Genomic DNA, 16,096 nt, shown 5'->3' with positions numbered 1-16,096 from the left:
ATGGCGAATAGGCTTATTGATGTCAGCCACGAGGTCGAAAGCGGCCTCGTCACGTACCCCGGCCTGCCTGCGCCGGTGGTAACTGATTATCTGAGCCGTGAGGCATCAGCGGCGCATTACGCCGAGGGCACGACCTTTCAGATCGGGCGCATCGAGATGGTTGCCAATACGGGCACGTATCTTGATGCGCCCTTTCACCGCTTCGCCGAGGGCGGCGATTTGAGCACTTTACCTTTGGAACGGCTGGCCGATGTCGAGGGGCTATTGATTGACGCCACGCGCGCGAGCAGGGAATTAGGCGTTGGCTTGTTTGAACCTTTCGATGTGCGCGGCAAAGCTATCTTGATTCGCACGGATTGGGATCGCCACTGGCGCACGCCGCAATACGGCCAGGACGCGCCCTTTGTGAATCGCTTTGCCGCTGAATGGCTGGCTGATCAAAACCCTGCGCTGGTCGGCATTGATGCGTTGAACATTGACGACAAAGCCGATGGCACACGCCCGGCGCATACGCTGTTGCTGGGCGCGGGCATTCCGGTGGTCGAACATCTTTGTAAACTGGTGCATCTGCCAGCAGCGGGCTTTCGCTTTCACTGTGTGCCCGTCAAATTTCGCGGGGTCGGCACATTCCCGGTACGCGCCTATGCAGTGATTTCAGTTTGATCTGCTCTTGCAGACGAGAAAAGCATGGCAATTCAACTTTACACACCCGAAATCCGTTACGCCGTCGCCAGCATTCCCTTGGCGCAATACCGCGAGGTCCTCGATGCTGCCCGCGAGGCCGAAGGCTTCGTTTCTGTCACGCGGGACAAGGAAGAGGTTACCTTCATTGTTGCCCAGGTCTATTGGCAACAACTTGCTCCGCATTTTCCGCAAGCCCAAGTCGAACTCGACCGACGTATGATTCGCTTCGATACGGTGCTGGATTTTTCAGTGGTGGGCTTTATTGCTGAGATTAGCCGGGCCTTGGCCGACGCGGGCATTAGTATCCTGAGCATCTCGACCTATCGCACAGACGCCGTGCTGGTGCATGACGCCCAGTTTGATGCGGCAGTCGCCGCTGTTAAACGCGCCTTGATCACGCTCAACTACACCCACCTCTCGCAACTATGAGCAAAAAAATAAGGAGAGGGTTTGAATCCTCTCCTTGTGAAGGCTAGCTTTGCTGGGATGAAAACTTGGAAGACAACGGTGCAAGGTAGCCACCTCGCACACGCGCCGGAATTAGAGCAAGACCCATGCCACAAATCTCGAATTCTTACCGCTAGGTTTAGGCCCTTGAAGGGCGCTGACTTAGACGAATTGAGTCGTCACGGATTAGGTTGAAAACTTAGTTCATATCCAGAATTTCGTATGGCTGCTACGATTTTTCGTAGGAAGCGGCGGTTATATTGCATTTGATTTCGCCAGCAGTTTGCGTCCACTGGCGCGCAGCCGGGCGGGTTATTTCTCCTAGCCGTTCGACAATAACCGGGTGCAATGCGGCGTGGTCAGCCAATTTTGTCCAATCCTGCAATTTGCCCCGCCGCATGCCCATCCGCTACCATTGCGCGCCTATGCACATGGAACAAGCTACCTTGGGGAATTTGGCAATTCGGGTTTCGATGTTGCCGCGCGATACCAATCCAGGCGGCACGATTTTTGGCGGCGTGATTTTGAGCCACCTCGACCAGGCCGGTGGCACCGAAGCCCGCAAACACGCCGACAAACTGTTTGTGACTGTTGCCATGCATGGCATCGAATTCATTGCGCCGGTGTTCGTCGGCGACGTGGTCAGTTTTTATACCCGCACGCTCAAAGTCGGCACGAGTTCTGTCACCGTCGGTCTCATCGTCGAAGCCATGCGTTACCACGACAGCGATTGCATCGTCCGCGTGATGGAAGCCGAAGCTGTGTATGTCGCCGTGGACCCGCAGACACGCAAACCGATTCCGATTAAAGACTGATTTTCCATTTGTTATTTGGCATCTGTCATTTGCTATCGCGCAGAACAGGCCAATGACAAATGGCGAATGACAAATGGAAAATGAAACTCTGCTACTCCGACCGCTATATGGTGCCGCTGCCCCCGACGCATCCCTTCCCGATGCCCAAATACCGGCTGGTGCGGGATCGGCTGCTGGCCGAAGGCGCGATCACGCATTGGCATCTGATCGAGCCACCGCCCGCTGCCGACGAAGACATTCTGCTGGTGCATACGGCGGATTATTGGCTGCGCTGTGTGCGCGGTGAATTGACGGCGGCAGAAGTGCGCCGCATCGGCTTCCCCTGGTCAACTGGTTTGGTGCGCCGTTCGCGGGCGGCAGTGCAGGGCACAATCCTCGCCGCCAAAAACGCCCTGCGTGATGGCGTAGCCTCAAATCTGGCGGGCGGCACACATCACGCCTTCCCCGACCACGGCGAAGGCTATTGCGTGCTCAACGACATCGCCATAGCCACCCGCGTGCTGCAACGCGACGGCCTGGCGCGCCGCATCGCCATCATTGATTGCGACGTGCACCAGGGCAACGGCACGGCGGCCATCTTTGCCGACGACCCGGCTGTCTTTACCTTCTCGATCCACGGCGACAAAAACTTCCCCTTGCGCAAAGAGCGCAGCAAACTCGACCTCGCCCTGCCCGATGGCGTCACCGATGACGAATACCTGCGCCTGCTGGCCGAATATATTCCCGCCTTGCTGCGCGAGTTCCAGCCCAATCTGGTCTTTTATCAAGCCGGAGTTGATCCCTTTGCAGGCGACCGCTTGGGCAAGTTGAAACTGACGCTGGCGGGCTTGCGGCAGCGCGATGAATACGTGTTGGGACAGTGCCGAGCTTTGGGCTTGCCGGTGGCCACGACGATGGGTGGCGGTTATGCCAAAGACATTCACGACACGGTGGAAGCGCATGCGAATACGGTGCGGGTGGCGTTGGGCGTTGGTTGAGCTTACAATCGCCGCGCCTGGAAACCGACTCTGAGAAAAGGAGAAAGCCATGTCGAATATCACTGCCAATCAACCGGATGCCAATGGGTTGACGTTGGAAACCCTTCGCCAAATCATCCGGCGGTTGCCCGGCGAACAGCGGCAACAGTTGCGCACGATGCTGGCCGAGGATGCCCCAGTCGAACGGGAGCGCCAGCTTGATCTGGCTTCTTTGCCCGCCATTCCACCGGCTGAATTTGCGGCGAAATGGGAACAGGAACGCACTTGGCTGGCGCAACATCAGCACGAATATGCTGGCCAGTGGGTCGCGCTAGATGGCGACCGATTAATCACTTTTGGCGACAGCGCCAAGGACGTTTATGCGGCACTCAAAGCAGCAGGCATTTCCGGGACCTTGGTAACTCGCGTTGAACACGCCGATGATTTGACGGCCATCGAATAAACAGCCTATGCATCAATTGGATTTTCTCTATCGCTATCAATTCACACGAACGAAAAGCGGCCTGACCATTCCTGTCAGTCTGAGCCGAGGTGTACCGATTGAAAAGACTGGCTGGCAATAATTGATCTGATCTCTTCCACTACTTTCTCAAGCTCATCTTCCACCTGATGCTCCCAAAATCGCAGAACGTTCCAGCCCAACCGCAGCAATTCTTTCTCGTTCTTGCGGTCACGTTTTACATTGCCGTTGAGCTTCGCTTTCCAGAATGGCCGGTTGGATTTTGGCATAACGCCATGTACGGGGCATCGGTGCCAAAAGCAGCCATCAACAAAGATGACAATTTTTAACTTCGAGAAGACAATGTCAGGCTTACCAGGTAGTTTGGCGTGGATGCGATAGCGTAGCCCAAACGCCCAGAGAGTCTTGCGTAGTTGTGTTCCGGTGAAGTGTTTTTGCCCTGAATCCGTGACTTGCAGCGACTACTGGGTCAATATATTGGCGTCACATCTGATGGCCCTTCACTGTTGATAATTTTGCAAGATCATTATGCAGCGTGAGCTGCGTTCATTTGAGCATATGTGGAAAATCACCAAGGACTTTACTGAGAATCCTGGCACGGTGGGCGTATCCAGCCGCGACTATGACGAGTCAAAAGTTGTTCGGCTCAAGCATCTCTTCCAACTGTATGATGCAGATGGGGTAGCCTACTTCGAGGGGTTGTCCGATGAAGCTGATTCACAGCGCGCATTTGCTCCACTTGATGACTTTGGCCGGGGATGTGTGGGATGCGTCGAAATCAAGTATCAGGAAAACGACATTTGGATGCCGCTCTAAATGATAGAGAGACCGCATTGCTTGAGATATTCAGCAGTCTCGTCAAAGAGGGCAGGTGAGCGGGTTTGGTCAGTGTGATCGCCTGTCGGCACCCAAATAACCATTCCTTCACGAGCACGGGTGAGTAAAACTCTATAGGTATTGAGTAGATATTGCCGATTTACCTTTTTATTCACCTCCCCCCAACGATTGCCAGTGAAGCGCCGATAATTCCAATCGTTTGTCGCAAGAGAAAAAGCGAAGTCGCCACCCCAACAGAGACCAACCCAATCAAGTTCTAATCCCTGGCATTCAAACTCTGAGGCAGCAATTTCGAGTTGATTTGAGGAGCGCACGTCAGAAGGATCAGCCAGAAACCATTGAACGTAGAGATCGCGATTCCCTTGTCGAAAACCAGATGAAAGCTCAATGCCATCGGCTCGAAGCCGGATAGCTCCGGAGCTTGCAACAAGGCCACAGCGCCGTAACCCGCGAGCGCGTTTACGCAACCAGGTCCGGGCAGTCGTCAGCGAACGCGTGATTGCCACCGGAAAATCTCTGAGGTCGGCCACAATTCCTGCCGCCCTGAGAGCATCGCCGTTCAGTACGGCGTCTACCCACTCTGACAGTCGGCGCGCCCGAAAAGAGCGAAGATTGACCTCCAGATGCAGCGCTGGTTCCTGGTGAATTGTGAGTGCGCCACCTTTACCGTCCGCGAAAAGCTGCTGCCCCGCAACGCTCGTATCTCCTGAAAGTGCATTTGGCGAAACGGCAATTTGCCAATGAGGAAATCGCTCGCGCAGGCTGCGCCCCCATTCCGCCAAGCCAGCCTCACCTGTGTGAATTTCCTGTCCTCCGCCAACTAAGGCTACTACGACTGCCCAGCCAGAGTGTCTGCCCATAATGGAGAGTATGGTTTCCGGCTCGGATAATTCTGAACCTGTCTTCTTTTTATTATGAACTGCATCCCAAGCGCGTTGGGCTTCGTCGAATACGATAACGTGTTCGACTGGTGGCTTGTCTGGCTTGTCCAGCGCCTCTCGAACAAACGAATGGACATTTTGAACAAATGTGCCAATTGTTCGTTCGGCTCCACCAATCCGGGTACGCTGCTTGAAGTCACGGGTAATTGAGGCAGAAACAATCCTCACAAGCGGGCCATTGCCAGATAGGAACACACCAGGTGGACGGTCATCTTGCCGGAGTACTGCATTATGAACGACGTTCAATCCTGCAAGCGTTTTGCCTGCGCCGGGAACCCCAGTGACAAAACAAATAACCTTGGCATTATCACGTTGTGCCTGTTGGATGATTTCAATGAGCTTATCTGAAGTTAGTGTGAGGTTGATCGCACCCGCGTGAGAATGAGCGATTTCACGAACATTGTGTCCCGCAAAGAGCGCTTCTGCTGCCTCAATGATAGTGGGAACGGGGTGGTAGGACGACAAGTCCCACGTTATTGTGCTAATCGGCTTATCCGGTAACTCGCCTTCTGTAATGAATACTGTAGCGATTCGGCTTGCGAGATCAGATGCTCCAGCAAGAATGACCGGTCGTACCAAATCACTGGTTGCAGGCGAACTATTGACTTCGGATGGTGGCGCACCCAGCGCAACGGCGACTGGAATAATTGGCCTGTTACAGCTTTCCTCATGAAAGTCTCGCAGGTCGAGCGCATAGTCTTCGACCTGTCGTTTCAAATGGCTACTATAAATTTTATTTTCGGTCTTAAACTCAAGGCAGAAGATGATATTGCGTGCGAGCAAGACAGCGTCAATTCGCTTTTGCCTTCGCGGGATCGGATATTCAAGCAATAGCCCCCAACTTGCGCAATCTGTGAATTGGTTTTCTAGCAAAGAGCACGTGACTTTCAGAACCTCAATCTGTTTCTGCCAGGCTCCAGTTTGTCTTTGCTTTAGATCAGTAAAGCCAGTTTTGGCGCTTTCAGTAGCCAGCGTCCCAAGAATTCTTCTAGGATCGTCCGCAAGAAATTCAATCAATGATGCTCGGTAATAGGCTGGCATGAACGTCTCTTATTCTTTTCGTGAAGATGGTTGAAATACTAAGTGTGCTATGAATCTGTAGCACTGGTGTTGCTGATACCAGTAATGGATCATTCATCCACTCCTTTACACAGTTCAGCCGTTGAGATTTCAAGAGCTTTGGCGAGTTTGGCTATGTTGATAAAGCCTGGATTCCTCACCCCACGCTCAATGCCGCTAATGTAAGTTTGGTCAAGGTCTGCTTTGGCGGAGAGTGCTTCTTGCGTCAGGCTGAGAGCCTCACGACGGTTACGTAGATTTTGGCCTAAAGCAATGAGAACAGGTGCGCGTTTCTTCATGATCCATAGTCCATATCAAAACTCGCTTCCGCTCCATAGACTATGAGTCATAAAGTAATTTTGAGCTTTGAATAAATGGTGAGTGGGAACACCAGGAGTTTCAGTTTCCTGCCGGTGCAGTGGAGGTGAAGACAACGCTGGCCAAACAACCGCGAATCGTGCGCATAACCAGTGAGCGGTAGTTGGACGAGGCAGGCATTTCCGCTCTTTTCCTGCTGGTCATCGCGCTTGATTTGCGCGAAGGCAGTGGAGAGACGCCGTTGGATTTGGTGGCTTCATTGCGTGCCAGGCCGGCAACCGACCCGGCTGAGCGGGAGCGATTTGAGGACGCGCTTCTGGCTGCCGGGTATATTGATGCACACGCGTCTCGTTATGCTGATTCAGGCTATCGGGTGCGCTCGGAAAAGTTGTTTCAGGTACGGGGGGCTTTCCCCGGCTGATCGAACGTGAGCTTCCGGCAGGCGTTGGGGATGCCAGCTACGGTCTGAGTGTGAGTGCTTGCCAACCTTATGTGGTGGAGTTCTCCGAATTGAAAAAGGTGTTGACATATGAAGATGCCGGGTCAGGGAAGGGGGAGGTGTGAACAACAGGCTGGAGCAATATGCGGAAGACCTGCATCAGGAGATTCTGGCGGAAAGCAGCGACCAAGCCACGCCCAGAATGCGGGAAGAGGCGTTTACGCAATTCATGCTGGAGTTGCTATCAGAGCACAACGAAGCGGACGACGCAGAGGTTTGCTATTACGAGGCGAAGAGTGCTGGGCGAGTGCCTGCTGCAAAACTGAATGGTTGGGCGTTGTCTGGAGATGGGGCTACGCTTGACCTTTTTGTTACCCTTTATTTCGGTTCGGGGAAAGTGGAAGAAGTTGGGAAGCCCGATGTCCGCCGTAGTTTTCAGTTGTTGCGTGGCTTCTTAAAACGTGCCCATCAAGGGCTTCATACTCAGCTAGAAGAATCAAGCGATGCCTTTCAGGCAATGCAGCAGATATACACAGCACGCGAAACCCTGGCGACTGTCAGGTTGTTTTTCCTTACGGATGGTGTTGTGCGGTCGCTGGAGCTTGAGCAGGAGACGATACCTGGACTGGATGTGCGCTATGTGGTTTGGGATTTGGACAAGTTGAGCCGTTTGCGTGTGGGCGAACGGCAGGTGATTGAACTGGACTTTGCCAATCGTTATGACGGCGCGATCCCCTGTCTGCAAATCCAGGACCCCACCGGGGAGTATCAAACCTACTTGGCCTTTATGCCTGCTCCACTGTTGGCGCGTATCTATGGCGAATACGGCCAGCGGTTGCTGGAACGAAACGTGCGCGCATTTCTACAGGTCAAGGGTACCGTCAATCGTGGATTGCAAAAAACGCTTAGAGAAGAGCCGCACCGATTTCTGGCCTATAACAATGGGCTTTGTTGTACCGCTGCTGAAGTACGCGTCGAAGCCGTGACCAATGTGCAGGGCTGCCTGGAATGGGTCAGGGATTTTCAAATTGTAAACGGCGGTCAGACCACGGCCTCCATTTACCATGCAATAAAGAAGGAAAAGCTGAATGTGAGCCAAGTGGTTGTGCAGGTAAAACTGACTGTGCTCAAGGATGCAGAGAAAGTGCCTGAGATCGTGCCGCTCATTTCGCGCTACGCCAACAGCCAGAACAAGATCAACGCGGCTGACTTTTCTGCGAATGGCCCGTTTCATCATTTGTTGGAACAGGTTTCCCGCATGATCTGGGCACCCGCTATGAGCGGTCTGGAACGTGGCACGCATTGGTATTATGAACGTGCCCGGGGCTGCTATGCGGATGACAAAGCCCGCCAGGGAACACTCGCCAAACGCCGCGAATGGGAAGCCCAAAACCCGCCGCGCCAGAAGTTCACCAAAACAGACTTGGCTAAATTCGAGAACGCCTGGATGGGATTGCCGCACTTGGTCTGCCTGGGTGCGGAGAAGAATTTCGTCAGGTTTGCGGAACAGATGGAGGAAGAGGGCGAACTGGTCGTGGATGAGAACTATTTCAAACAGGCAGTTGCCAAGGCCATCCTCTGGCGCGCAGCAGAGAAGCTTTTCGATTCGCTTGAATTACAAGGGTATCGTGCCAACAGTGTCGCTTATGCCATCGCTTGGCTGGCGGAGCAGACTGAGCGAAAACTTGATCTGGAACATGTTTGGCGGGAACAACGATTATCAGCAGAGTTGTCAAATGCGCTTAAAGCAGCTTGCGCGGCTGCGCACAAACACATTTGTACCCAGGCAGGCAATCCGGGCGAGGCTTCCAAACGTGAGCTTTGCTGGAATGCATTTCGTAAGACTGCCCTTTCACCCTCTGGTATTTGGCAAAATGGGCTGACAAGTTTGATCATTCCGGCTGGCAAGCTGGCCGCAAATCAGGAAGAAAATGCATTGATCACCAGTTGGGAGCGGGTACGGCAGGACTTCATCCACGACCCTCGGACTGTTGCCGAACTTGAATCTCTGACTGGCAAAAACTGGGTGGTAATTCGGCGAGATGATCCAATACATATTTATGCGGAAAAGAGCTGGATACAGTTGCGAGGTATGCGCGGGTTAGGTGCAAGGAAAATTGGCGGCTTAATAGAGATTCTGACGATCGCCAGAAACCAATAACAGCAGCGTTATTGCATTACTTTGGGTGAGTTCATGTCGAGAAAATTCAGGCGTCAGAATCACAGCTTCCTGCTTTGGCAACACACTTGTTCTACGTTTGCGTTCTAAGCGCCCCAAAAAGAAAAAGTCGTGAATATAGGAGCCCCGAAGACTCTCACGGCGCGAGGCCGAATTTCATTCACGACGGGCGCAAAATAGCATGTGCCCTGTGAATTGCCAAGCACTCTCTGGTGGCGGCGGGACTTCAACCGTGAACGCAGCCATTGGGTTATCAGGGCAGTGAATGGCTACGGCAAAAGCTCAAAGGCCGCACAATGGCGCGGGCGGACGAGCCGGAAGTCGCGTTGATCGAGCGTGAGCAAGCGGGTGATGTTCAGCCGTTCGGCGAGAGCGACGATGAGGGCGTCAACGAAATCGAGCTTGGCGTCGGCGTACTGGCGCATCAAGGCGGCGGCACGCTGATAGTCTGGCGGCAAAGGGTTTTCCAAACGCAAGGCAGTCGTGGCAAGGCTGGCGATGAAATGGGTGGCGACTTCATTTCCCGCATCACGTCGCAATAGGTAGACAGTTTCAGTGATCGCGGGAATTGGGAAGATAATCTGGTCGCGGATTTGTTGAACAACGCCGAGAACGTCAGCGTGACGCTGGTCGTCTTCATGGAAAAGTGCGACGGCAAATCCGGTGTCTAAGAGGAGCGCCATGCTTAGGGCAATTCTTCCTTCAGGGTGAAGCCGCTGCGGCGTTTGATTTCGGCGGCGCAGATTTCGTCAGCGCGTTCGCCCGTATCGCGCGGGCCACCGGAATACATCCCGGCCATTGACAATAACCACTTTGCCGAAGGCGACAGTTCGTCTGATGGTTCGGCGGTGTCAGCAACGGATTGAGCTTCGGCGGTCGTTGGTTGGCCGTTGGTTTTGACGACCACGCTTTCGAGTAAGCGATGCGCCAGCAGCAGCTTTTCCTGTTCCGGCAGATTGAGCAATGTTTGTAATTCTTGTTGTGCGATCATAACGTCCGTATTGTAGTCGCGCCGCCCCACACCGCCAACCCGCAGCCGCCATGATCGGCTTTACTCCACCGTCACACTCTTTGCCAAGTTCCTCGGCTGATCCACATCGCAGCCGCGCCGCACCGCAATATGATAGGCCAGCAATTGCATCGGCACCGTGGACAAAACCGGCGACAACAATTCGCTTGATGGAGGGACTTCGATGGTGAACGAAGCCATGTCGCGGGTGTCTTTGTCGCCTTCGGTGACGATGGCGACGACGATGCCGTCGCGGGCGCGGACTTCCTGGATGTTCGAGAGGGTCTTTTCGTAGCGCAGTTTGGATTTCTCGTCATCGGGGTCGAGCGTGTTGATGACAACAACCGGCAGGCGCGAATCAATCAGGGCATTCGGGCCGTGTTTCATCTCCCCGGCGGCGTAACCTTCGGCGTGGATATACGAAATCTCTTTGAGCTTGAGCGCGCCTTCCAAAGCAATCGGGAAGTTGATGCCGCGACCGAGATAGAGGAAATCGCTGGACAGGACGAAGTGTTTGGAAAGCTCTTCGTAATCGGTGTGCGGATCGTTGAGCAGCTTTTCCAGCTTGACCGGAAGTTCGGAGAGGTGGCGCACGTGCCATTGCAACTGCTCGGTCGTGAGCGTGTTGCGCTCCTGGGCGAGATACAGCGCGAACAGATAGGCCGCGACCATTTGCGAGGTGAAGGCTTTGGTTGAGGCGACGCCGATTTCGGGGCCGGCGTGAGTGTAAATCGTGCCGTCGGCTTCGCGCGTCATCATCGCGCCTTGCACGTTGCAGATGGCGATGGAGCGGCAGGCTTTCTCTTTGGCTTCTCGTAGGGCGGCGAGCGTGTCGGCAGTTTCACCCGATTGCGAAATGACCATCATCAGCGTGCTGGGCGTGAGGATGGGATTGCGATAGCGAAACTCAGAGGCGTAATCCACTTCGACGGGGACGCGCGCGAGTTCTTCGATCAGGTATTTGCCGACCAATGCGGCGTGCCAGGCGGTACCGCAAGCCACGAGTTTCACGTCGCTAAAGCTGCGGAAATAGGCCGCCGGGATGTTGATTTCATCCAGATAAACGTGGCCGGTGTCTAGGGAGACGCGATTTTGCGTGGTGTCGCGGACGGCGCGCGGCTGCTCAAAGATTTCCTTGAGCATGAAATGTTTGAAGCCGCCTTTTTCTGCCTGGATTGGGTCCCAGTTGATGTGCTGGATATGCGGTTTGACGGCTTGGCCCGCGATGGTGGTGACGTTGACGCCTGCGCGTGAGAGCACGGCCATCTCGCCGTCGCCGAGAAAGAACATCTCGCGCGTGTGTTCGAGAATTGCCGGAATGTCCGAGGCGACAAAGTATTCGCCTTCGCCCAGGCCTACGACAACGGGTGGGCCGAGGCGCGCGGTGACGAGTTTGTGCGGTTCATCTGCCGAGAGAGCTACGAGCGCATAAATGCCGCGTATCTCTTTGAGCGTTTCGCGGAACGCGCCTTCCAGGCCGAGCGCGGGATCGCGGCGCAGATGTTTTTCGATCAGGTGCGCGACGACTTCGGTATCGGTCTCGGATTGGAATTGATGATCTTCTTTTTGCAACTCGCGTTTGAGTTCGAGGTAATTCTCGATGATGCCATTGTGGACGACGCAGATGCGCCCGCTGCTGGAACGATGCGGGTGCGCGTTCTCTTCGGTGGGTCGCCCGTGCGTAGCCCAGCGCGTGTGGCCCAGGCCGTAATCGCCTTCGATGGGTCTTTGATTGAGCGCGGTTTCGAGGTTGCGCAGCTTGCCCGAAGCGCGCCGCACTTCCATCTCGCCTTTGCTGTTGACGACGGCGATGCCGGCGCTGTCATAGCCGCGATATTCCAACCGGCGGAGTCCTTCGATCACCACCGGTACCACTTGTTTCGATCCGACATATCCGACGATTCCGCACATTGCGTACTGCTCCTCGAAGCTCTTGCCCACGAAGGCACACGAAGTAAACACGAAGCAGAATCTTAGTGTTGATTTGTGTGTCTTCGCGGAAGAGCGTTAGTTTTTCAGCTTCTTCTTCACCTGCGCCGGCACGCCTGCCACCAACGTATCTTCCGGCACATCCTTCGTAATCACCGACCCCGCGCCCGACATCGCGCCGCGCCCGACCGTCACCGGCGCGACCAGCATGGTGTCCGAACCGATTTTGACATCGTCACCAATGAACGTTGGGTTTTTATTCTTGCCGTCGTAATTGCAAGTGACCGTGCCCGCGCCGATGTTGACGCGGTCGCCGAGCGTGGCGTCACCCAGATAGGTCAGGTGCATGGATTTGGTCTTCTTGCCCAGCCGCGATTTTTTGACTTCGACGAAGTTGCCGACGACGGCTTGTTCGTCAAGTTCGGCGTGCATGCGCAAGTGCGCGAAGGGGCCGACTTTGTTCTGCGCGGTCAGCTTGCTGTCCGTGATGACACAGGCGTTGTTGACGATGCACAGGTCGCCGATCTCGGCGTTGGTCAGATGCGACCACGAATGGATTTCGCAGTTGGCGCCGATGCGCGCGGCGCCTTCGATGATGACTTGCGGGTGGATGATGGTGTCGCGCCCGATCACAACCGTGTCATCAATGTAGGTCGAGTTCGGGTCAACAATCGTCACGCCGTCGAGCATCAAGCGGCGCAGCGTGCGTTCGCGCAGGCGTTGGCCGATTTCGGCAAGTTCGACGCGGTCATTCAAGCCGGCCAGCTCTTTGTAATCGGCGTAAAGCGTCGCACCGACGCGCTTGCCATCACGCAGCAGGATTTCGGGCACGTCGGTCAGGTAATACTCGCTCTGCGCGTTGTTGGGTTGCAGTTGTTCCAGCGCGGGCAGCAACGCCGCGATGTCGAAGCAGTAAAAACCGGGATTGACCTCGGTGATGGCGCGCTGTGCGGGCGTGCAATCTTTCTGCTCGACGATTTTCTGAAAGTTGCCTTTGTCGTCACGCACGATGCGGCCAAAGGCGGGCGGCGGATCAATGCGAGTCGTGAGCAACGTAGCGGCGTTCTTTTCATTGACGTGTGTTTCGACCAGTCGGCGCAAGGTGCTGGCTTGCACGAGCGGTGCGTCCACATACAAAACCACCAGCACGCCGGATTGATTTTGAAAGGCCGCTTTGGCGCTGCTGACGGCGTGGCCGGTGCCGCGCTGCTCGGCTTGCACGGCGAAGCGGAGCTTTTCGGCGTTGTTGGCATCGAGCGCAGTGCGGGCGGCTTGTTCGACCAGGTCGGCTTGGTAACCGACGACGACAGTAATGGTGTCGGGGTTGAGTTGGGCGGACGTGTTGAGCAGATGACCAAGCAGCGTGCGTCCGCCGATTTTGTGCAGGGCTTTGGCATACTGGCTTTTCATCCGCGTGCCTAAACCGGCGGCGAGAATAACGACATTGATGGGCGTATTCACGGCAAACTACCTCAAAACGAAAGTTGCTGAATGGGAAGAGCCGCGTGGGATGCGAGCGCCAGCGGCGGTGCTGGGCGGCGGCGGTAAGTCTCAAAAATAGCCTGGGCCAAACGCTGCGGATCGTGGCGCACAAACCGCGTTTCGGAGGCCAGCGGACGCGAAATCAATTCAATGCCAGGTAATTCATGCAGGCGCGGCGGCGGTGGTTCCAACGCGTAGGCTTTCTCGGCGGCATAACGTTCGCGCATCTCGGCGGAAATCGGCGCGGAATTGAAAAGCGCGTAATCCAATTGCAAGCCGGGCGCATAAGTCAGCAGTTGCAGGACGTGGTCGGCGGCGGTGAATTGATCGGTCTCGTCAAACTCGGTCATCGCGTTGCAGATGTACAGCTTTTGCGCTTTTGAATCCGCCACGGCGGCGGCGATACCTTTGACCAGCAGATTGGCGATGACGCTGGTGTAAAGCGAGCCGGGGCCAAAGGTGATCAGGTCAGCGTCAAAAATCGCTTCGATGGCTTCGGGCAGGGCTTGCGCGTTCGAGGGCACGAGAGCCAATTGCGAAATGGTGCCGTCCTGCGACTTGATGGCGATTTGGCCGCGCGTCGTTTTGTTGCCGACGCGGGCGACGAGGTCTACGTGATTGAGCGTCGAGGGTAGCACGCGCGCTTTGATGCCCAGCAGTTGGCGGGCTTGGTTGACGGCGGCCAGAAAGTCGCCGCTCTGTTGATTGAGCGCCAGCAAAATCAGATTGCCGAGCGAATGACCGCCGAGCGCGCCATCGCCAGGGAAGCGGTGCCGGAAAACCTGGGTTAGCGGATGGTGTTCGTCAGCGAGTGCGACCAGACAATTGCGAATGTCGCCGGGCGGTAAGACGCCAAATTCGCTGCGCAAGCGGCCCGAGCTTTTGCCGTCGTCGGTGACGGTGACGATGGCGGTGAGTTCGATCTCGTCCGCCACCAGATACGGTTTCAACCCGGTGAGCAGGGTCGAAAGACCCGTGCCCCCGCCGATGGAGACAACTTTCAGAGTGGGTGTGTAGCGCATAAAACGACTCGCCAGTTGGATGCTATCGGCCTTGCTTGGACTTTGCTGCGACACCGCTTCAAGAGCGTTCGTCTGAGCAAGCGACAAGCCAAGTTGAGTGAGCGGGGAAGCTCGCAGGGTTGGGGTGCGGATATTTACGATTCTTTATCACGGGGCGCTTTATGTTCGCACGCCGGGGTGTTGATGCATTCTTCGCGCAGCAACAAACGCGTGACCGGCGTGTGATTGATGAGATGTGTTTCAATGATCTCGGCGACATCTTCACTTTTGACTCCCCCATACCAGACGGCCTCCGGATAAATCACCACCGTTGGGCCATGCTCGCATTGATCCAGGCAGCCCGCGCGATTGGCGCGCACCCGATTTTTCAGGCCGCGTGCCGCCAACTCTTTTTTGAACGCCAACTGCAAGGCGCCCAAGGCCGTCGGGTCACAGCAGCCACGGGGGTTTTCAGGCGGACGCTGATTGGTACAAATGAAAATGTGATGCTCGAATTTCGCCATCGTCCTGAAATGTGCGGTGGGATTTGCCGACCTGTCTTTGTTTCGGCTTATAAAACTGCGCGCTCAAAGTCCGGTACCAAAGGTCAGACGCTTGGGGGATACGTGCGGCATGCCGGTATGAAACGGCACGCCGCAGTGTGCCTCAGTCGTTTCTGCCACGTCAAGCGAAGATTTTCGCCTCAGTTATGGCGGCTGCCTGTGGCGAATTTGACGCTTGCTGTCTGCCGAGCCGTGCGCTTTGAACAGGACGTCAAGGTTTGTTACCGCACAGAGAAAACGGCAAAGGCCAGTTAAACTTATCTTTGTAAAAACGGCGGGCGGCCTTAGCCAAAAATAATGGCTGAGCGGCATAAAAATTGATCGTTCCTGAGCGAGTTGGCGCTATATTTCCGTTCAGAGGGCGACCAAAACCAAATGCTTCACCCAGTCGTAGGATCAAGTGGGTAGAAGCAATATAGGTCACCCCAAATGTGACAGGCAAAATTGGTAGAAGCAGAAGGGAGGACAAAGGGATGAAGATTTCGAGTGATATTCTGAAGCTAATCAACAAGTTGACTGATGAAGAACGCGCCAAAGTAGACAAGGTGGTCAAACGTCATGTGGCCGCCTGTTTGCGCAACGGGTTCCAGCCAGAAAACATGGATCGTGTTTACATCGAAGCGGTCGAAATGGTGCGCCTGGAAGAACGGTTCCCCGAACCGGAACCGGTTAAGGAAGAACGCATCTACGAACCATTCCGCCGCTACGAGCAATACGTCAGCCCGAAAGCCGCTTAGGGCCAGGGGCAAACGAGGCATTCAGACAAAAAGCGGGGCGAAGCATTGCGGCTTTGCCCCGCTTTACCTTTGTTCGCTTGATCCAATTGGTGTTAATGAAGGGCCTTATTCGACAAGGCGAAGTGGCTCGTCTATAATCCGCCGTCTTATTCACCCAGCGAGAGATAAATGAGGACAGCACGGGCCGGCAGGAAGTCTTCCACGACGCAAGAAGCTTTG

The 16,096-nt window shown here is 55.2% G+C and carries 17 protein-coding genes and 1 pseudogene; 9 read left to right on the top strand and 9 right to left on the bottom strand.

Translation table 11 applies throughout. The annotated features are described in order from the left end of the window. From HY011_02205 to HY011_02185, 5 genes are all read left to right on the top strand, one after another. Positions 1 to 663, top strand: coding sequence for a cyclase family protein (locus HY011_02205; protein ID MBI3421729.1), 663 nt, complete (start codon positions 1 to 3; stop codon positions 661 to 663). Positions 664 to 687: 24 nt separating this feature from the next. Then, the gene (locus HY011_02200) at positions 688 to 1,113 is read left to right on the top strand and encodes an ACT domain-containing protein (GenBank protein MBI3421728.1); all 426 of its coding nucleotides are present in this window, start codon (positions 688 to 690) and stop codon (positions 1,111 to 1,113) included. Positions 1,114 to 1,562: 449 nt separating this feature from the next. Next, positions 1,563 to 1,946, top strand: a complete 384-nt coding sequence (locus HY011_02195) for an acyl-CoA thioesterase (GenBank protein ID MBI3421727.1) — start codon at positions 1,563 to 1,565, stop codon at positions 1,944 to 1,946. Positions 1,947 to 2,026: 80 nt separating this feature from the next. Then, positions 2,027 to 2,923: a histone deacetylase gene (locus HY011_02190; GenBank protein ID MBI3421726.1), complete on the top strand. Its 897-nt coding sequence runs from the start codon at positions 2,027 to 2,029 to the stop codon at positions 2,921 to 2,923. Positions 2,924 to 2,972: 49 nt separating this feature from the next. After that, positions 2,973 to 3,365, top strand: coding sequence for a hypothetical protein (locus HY011_02185; protein ID MBI3421725.1), 393 nt, complete (start codon positions 2,973 to 2,975; stop codon positions 3,363 to 3,365). A 74-nt stretch (positions 3,366 to 3,439) separates the two neighbouring features. Here the strand turns inward: HY011_02185 and HY011_02180 are convergent. Continuing rightward, positions 3,440 to 3,828, bottom strand: a pseudogene (locus tag HY011_02180) (very short patch repair endonuclease). An 83-nt stretch (positions 3,829 to 3,911) separates the two neighbouring features. Here HY011_02180 and HY011_02175 point away from each other — a divergent pair. Next, positions 3,912 to 4,199: a hypothetical protein gene (locus HY011_02175; GenBank protein MBI3421724.1), complete on the top strand. Its 288-nt coding sequence runs from the start codon at positions 3,912 to 3,914 to the stop codon at positions 4,197 to 4,199. On the opposite strand, the gene HY011_02170 is transcribed toward HY011_02175, so the two are convergent. Together HY011_02170 and HY011_02165 are read right to left on the bottom strand one after the other, a co-directional pair. Further along, positions 4,196 to 6,202 carry a DUF2075 domain-containing protein gene (locus HY011_02170; protein MBI3421723.1) on the bottom strand — a complete coding sequence of 669 codons (2,007 nt, stop codon included), beginning with the start codon at positions 6,200 to 6,202 and terminating at the stop codon, positions 4,196 to 4,198. The two genes, HY011_02175 and HY011_02170, sit on opposite strands and share 4 nt — an antisense overlap. A gap of 89 nt (positions 6,203 to 6,291) precedes the next feature. Continuing rightward, positions 6,292 to 6,519 (bottom strand): helix-turn-helix transcriptional regulator, encoded by a 228-nt coding sequence (locus HY011_02165; GenBank protein ID MBI3421722.1) that lies wholly within the window; start codon positions 6,517 to 6,519, stop codon positions 6,292 to 6,294. Between the two features lie 182 nt (positions 6,520 to 6,701). On the opposite strand from HY011_02165, the gene HY011_02160 reads away from it, so the two are divergent. Both HY011_02160 and HY011_02155 read left to right on the top strand, forming a co-directional pair. Next, complete coding sequence (locus HY011_02160) at positions 6,702 to 6,959, top strand: PD-(D/E)XK motif protein (GenBank protein MBI3421721.1); 258 nt, start codon at positions 6,702 to 6,704, stop codon at positions 6,957 to 6,959. Between the two features lie 139 nt (positions 6,960 to 7,098). Then, positions 7,099 to 9,138: an AIPR family protein gene (locus HY011_02155; protein MBI3421720.1), complete on the top strand. Its 2,040-nt coding sequence runs from the start codon at positions 7,099 to 7,101 to the stop codon at positions 9,136 to 9,138. A gap of 287 nt (positions 9,139 to 9,425) precedes the next feature. Here HY011_02155 and HY011_02150 read toward each other — a convergent pair whose 3' ends face one another. The 6 genes from HY011_02150 to HY011_02125 all read right to left on the bottom strand — a co-directional run bounded on the left by HY011_02150 (position 9,426) and on the right by HY011_02125 (position 15,101). Next, entirely contained in the window at positions 9,426 to 9,839 is a 414-nt protein-coding gene (locus tag HY011_02150) for a PIN domain-containing protein (protein MBI3421719.1), read from the bottom strand. A 2-nt stretch (positions 9,840 to 9,841) separates the two neighbouring features. Then, entirely contained in the window at positions 9,842 to 10,147 is a 306-nt protein-coding gene (locus HY011_02145) for a hypothetical protein (GenBank protein ID MBI3421718.1), read from the bottom strand. 60 nt (positions 10,148 to 10,207) lie between these two features. Next, positions 10,208 to 12,076 carry a glutamine--fructose-6-phosphate transaminase (isomerizing) gene (glmS, locus tag HY011_02140; protein MBI3421717.1) on the bottom strand — a complete coding sequence of 623 codons (1,869 nt, stop codon included), beginning with the start codon at positions 12,074 to 12,076 and terminating at the stop codon, positions 10,208 to 10,210. 96 nt (positions 12,077 to 12,172) lie between these two features. After that, on the bottom strand, positions 12,173 to 13,555 hold the full coding sequence (gene glmU / locus HY011_02135; GenBank protein MBI3421716.1) for a bifunctional UDP-N-acetylglucosamine diphosphorylase/glucosamine-1-phosphate N-acetyltransferase GlmU: 1,383 nt from the start codon (positions 13,553 to 13,555) through the stop codon (positions 12,173 to 12,175). 11 nt (positions 13,556 to 13,566) lie between these two features. After that, on the bottom strand, positions 13,567 to 14,598 hold the full coding sequence (locus HY011_02130) for a YvcK family protein (GenBank protein ID MBI3421715.1): 1,032 nt from the start codon (positions 14,596 to 14,598) through the stop codon (positions 13,567 to 13,569). Between the two features lie 134 nt (positions 14,599 to 14,732). Then, entirely contained in the window at positions 14,733 to 15,101 is a 369-nt protein-coding gene (locus HY011_02125) for a (2Fe-2S) ferredoxin domain-containing protein (GenBank protein ID MBI3421714.1), read from the bottom strand. A gap of 512 nt (positions 15,102 to 15,613) precedes the next feature. Between HY011_02125 and HY011_02120 the strand changes: the two genes are divergently transcribed. Continuing rightward, positions 15,614 to 15,877 carry a hypothetical protein gene (locus tag HY011_02120; protein MBI3421713.1) on the top strand — a complete coding sequence of 88 codons (264 nt, stop codon included), beginning with the start codon at positions 15,614 to 15,616 and terminating at the stop codon, positions 15,875 to 15,877. Positions 15,878 to 16,096 lie beyond the last annotated feature (219 nt).

It is taken from the genome of Acidobacteriota bacterium, from assembly GCA_016196035.1.
Taxonomy (GTDB): domain Bacteria; phylum Acidobacteriota; class Blastocatellia; order RBC074; family RBC074; genus JACPYM01.
The sequence above is the reverse complement of the archived record's forward strand: the minus strand, read 5'-3'. Positions and strand labels throughout refer to the sequence as shown.

Excerpts from the sequence above, each read along its gene's own strand:
- HY011_02205 (MBI3421729.1), top strand. The coding sequence starts at position 1 with ATGGCGAATAGGCTTATTGATGTCAGCCACGAGGTCGAAAGCGGCCTC.
- HY011_02200 (MBI3421728.1), top strand. The coding sequence starts at position 688 with ATGGCAATTCAACTTTACACACCCGAAATCCGTTACGCCGTCGCCAGC.
- HY011_02195 (MBI3421727.1), top strand. The coding sequence starts at position 1,563 with ATGGAACAAGCTACCTTGGGGAATTTGGCAATTCGGGTTTCGATGTTG.
- HY011_02190 (MBI3421726.1), top strand. The coding sequence starts at position 2,027 with ATGAAACTCTGCTACTCCGACCGCTATATGGTGCCGCTGCCCCCGACG.
- HY011_02185 (MBI3421725.1), top strand. The coding sequence starts at position 2,973 with ATGTCGAATATCACTGCCAATCAACCGGATGCCAATGGGTTGACGTTG.
- HY011_02175 (MBI3421724.1), top strand. The coding sequence starts at position 3,912 with ATGCAGCGTGAGCTGCGTTCATTTGAGCATATGTGGAAAATCACCAAG.
- HY011_02170 (MBI3421723.1), bottom strand. The coding sequence starts at position 6,202 with ATGCCAGCCTATTACCGAGCATCATTGATTGAATTTCTTGCGGACGAT.
- HY011_02165 (MBI3421722.1), bottom strand. The coding sequence starts at position 6,519 with ATGAAGAAACGCGCACCTGTTCTCATTGCTTTAGGCCAAAATCTACGT.
- HY011_02150 (MBI3421719.1), bottom strand. The coding sequence starts at position 9,839 with ATGGCGCTCCTCTTAGACACCGGATTTGCCGTCGCACTTTTCCATGAA.
- HY011_02145 (MBI3421718.1), bottom strand. The coding sequence starts at position 10,147 with ATGATCGCACAACAAGAATTACAAACATTGCTCAATCTGCCGGAACAG.
- glmS (MBI3421717.1), bottom strand. The coding sequence starts at position 12,076 with ATGTGCGGAATCGTCGGATATGTCGGATCGAAACAAGTGGTACCGGTG.
- HY011_02130 (MBI3421715.1), bottom strand. The coding sequence starts at position 14,598 with ATGCGCTACACACCCACTCTGAAAGTTGTCTCCATCGGCGGGGGCACG.
- HY011_02125 (MBI3421714.1), bottom strand. The coding sequence starts at position 15,101 with ATGGCGAAATTCGAGCATCACATTTTCATTTGTACCAATCAGCGTCCG.
- HY011_02120 (MBI3421713.1), top strand. The coding sequence starts at position 15,614 with ATGAAGATTTCGAGTGATATTCTGAAGCTAATCAACAAGTTGACTGAT.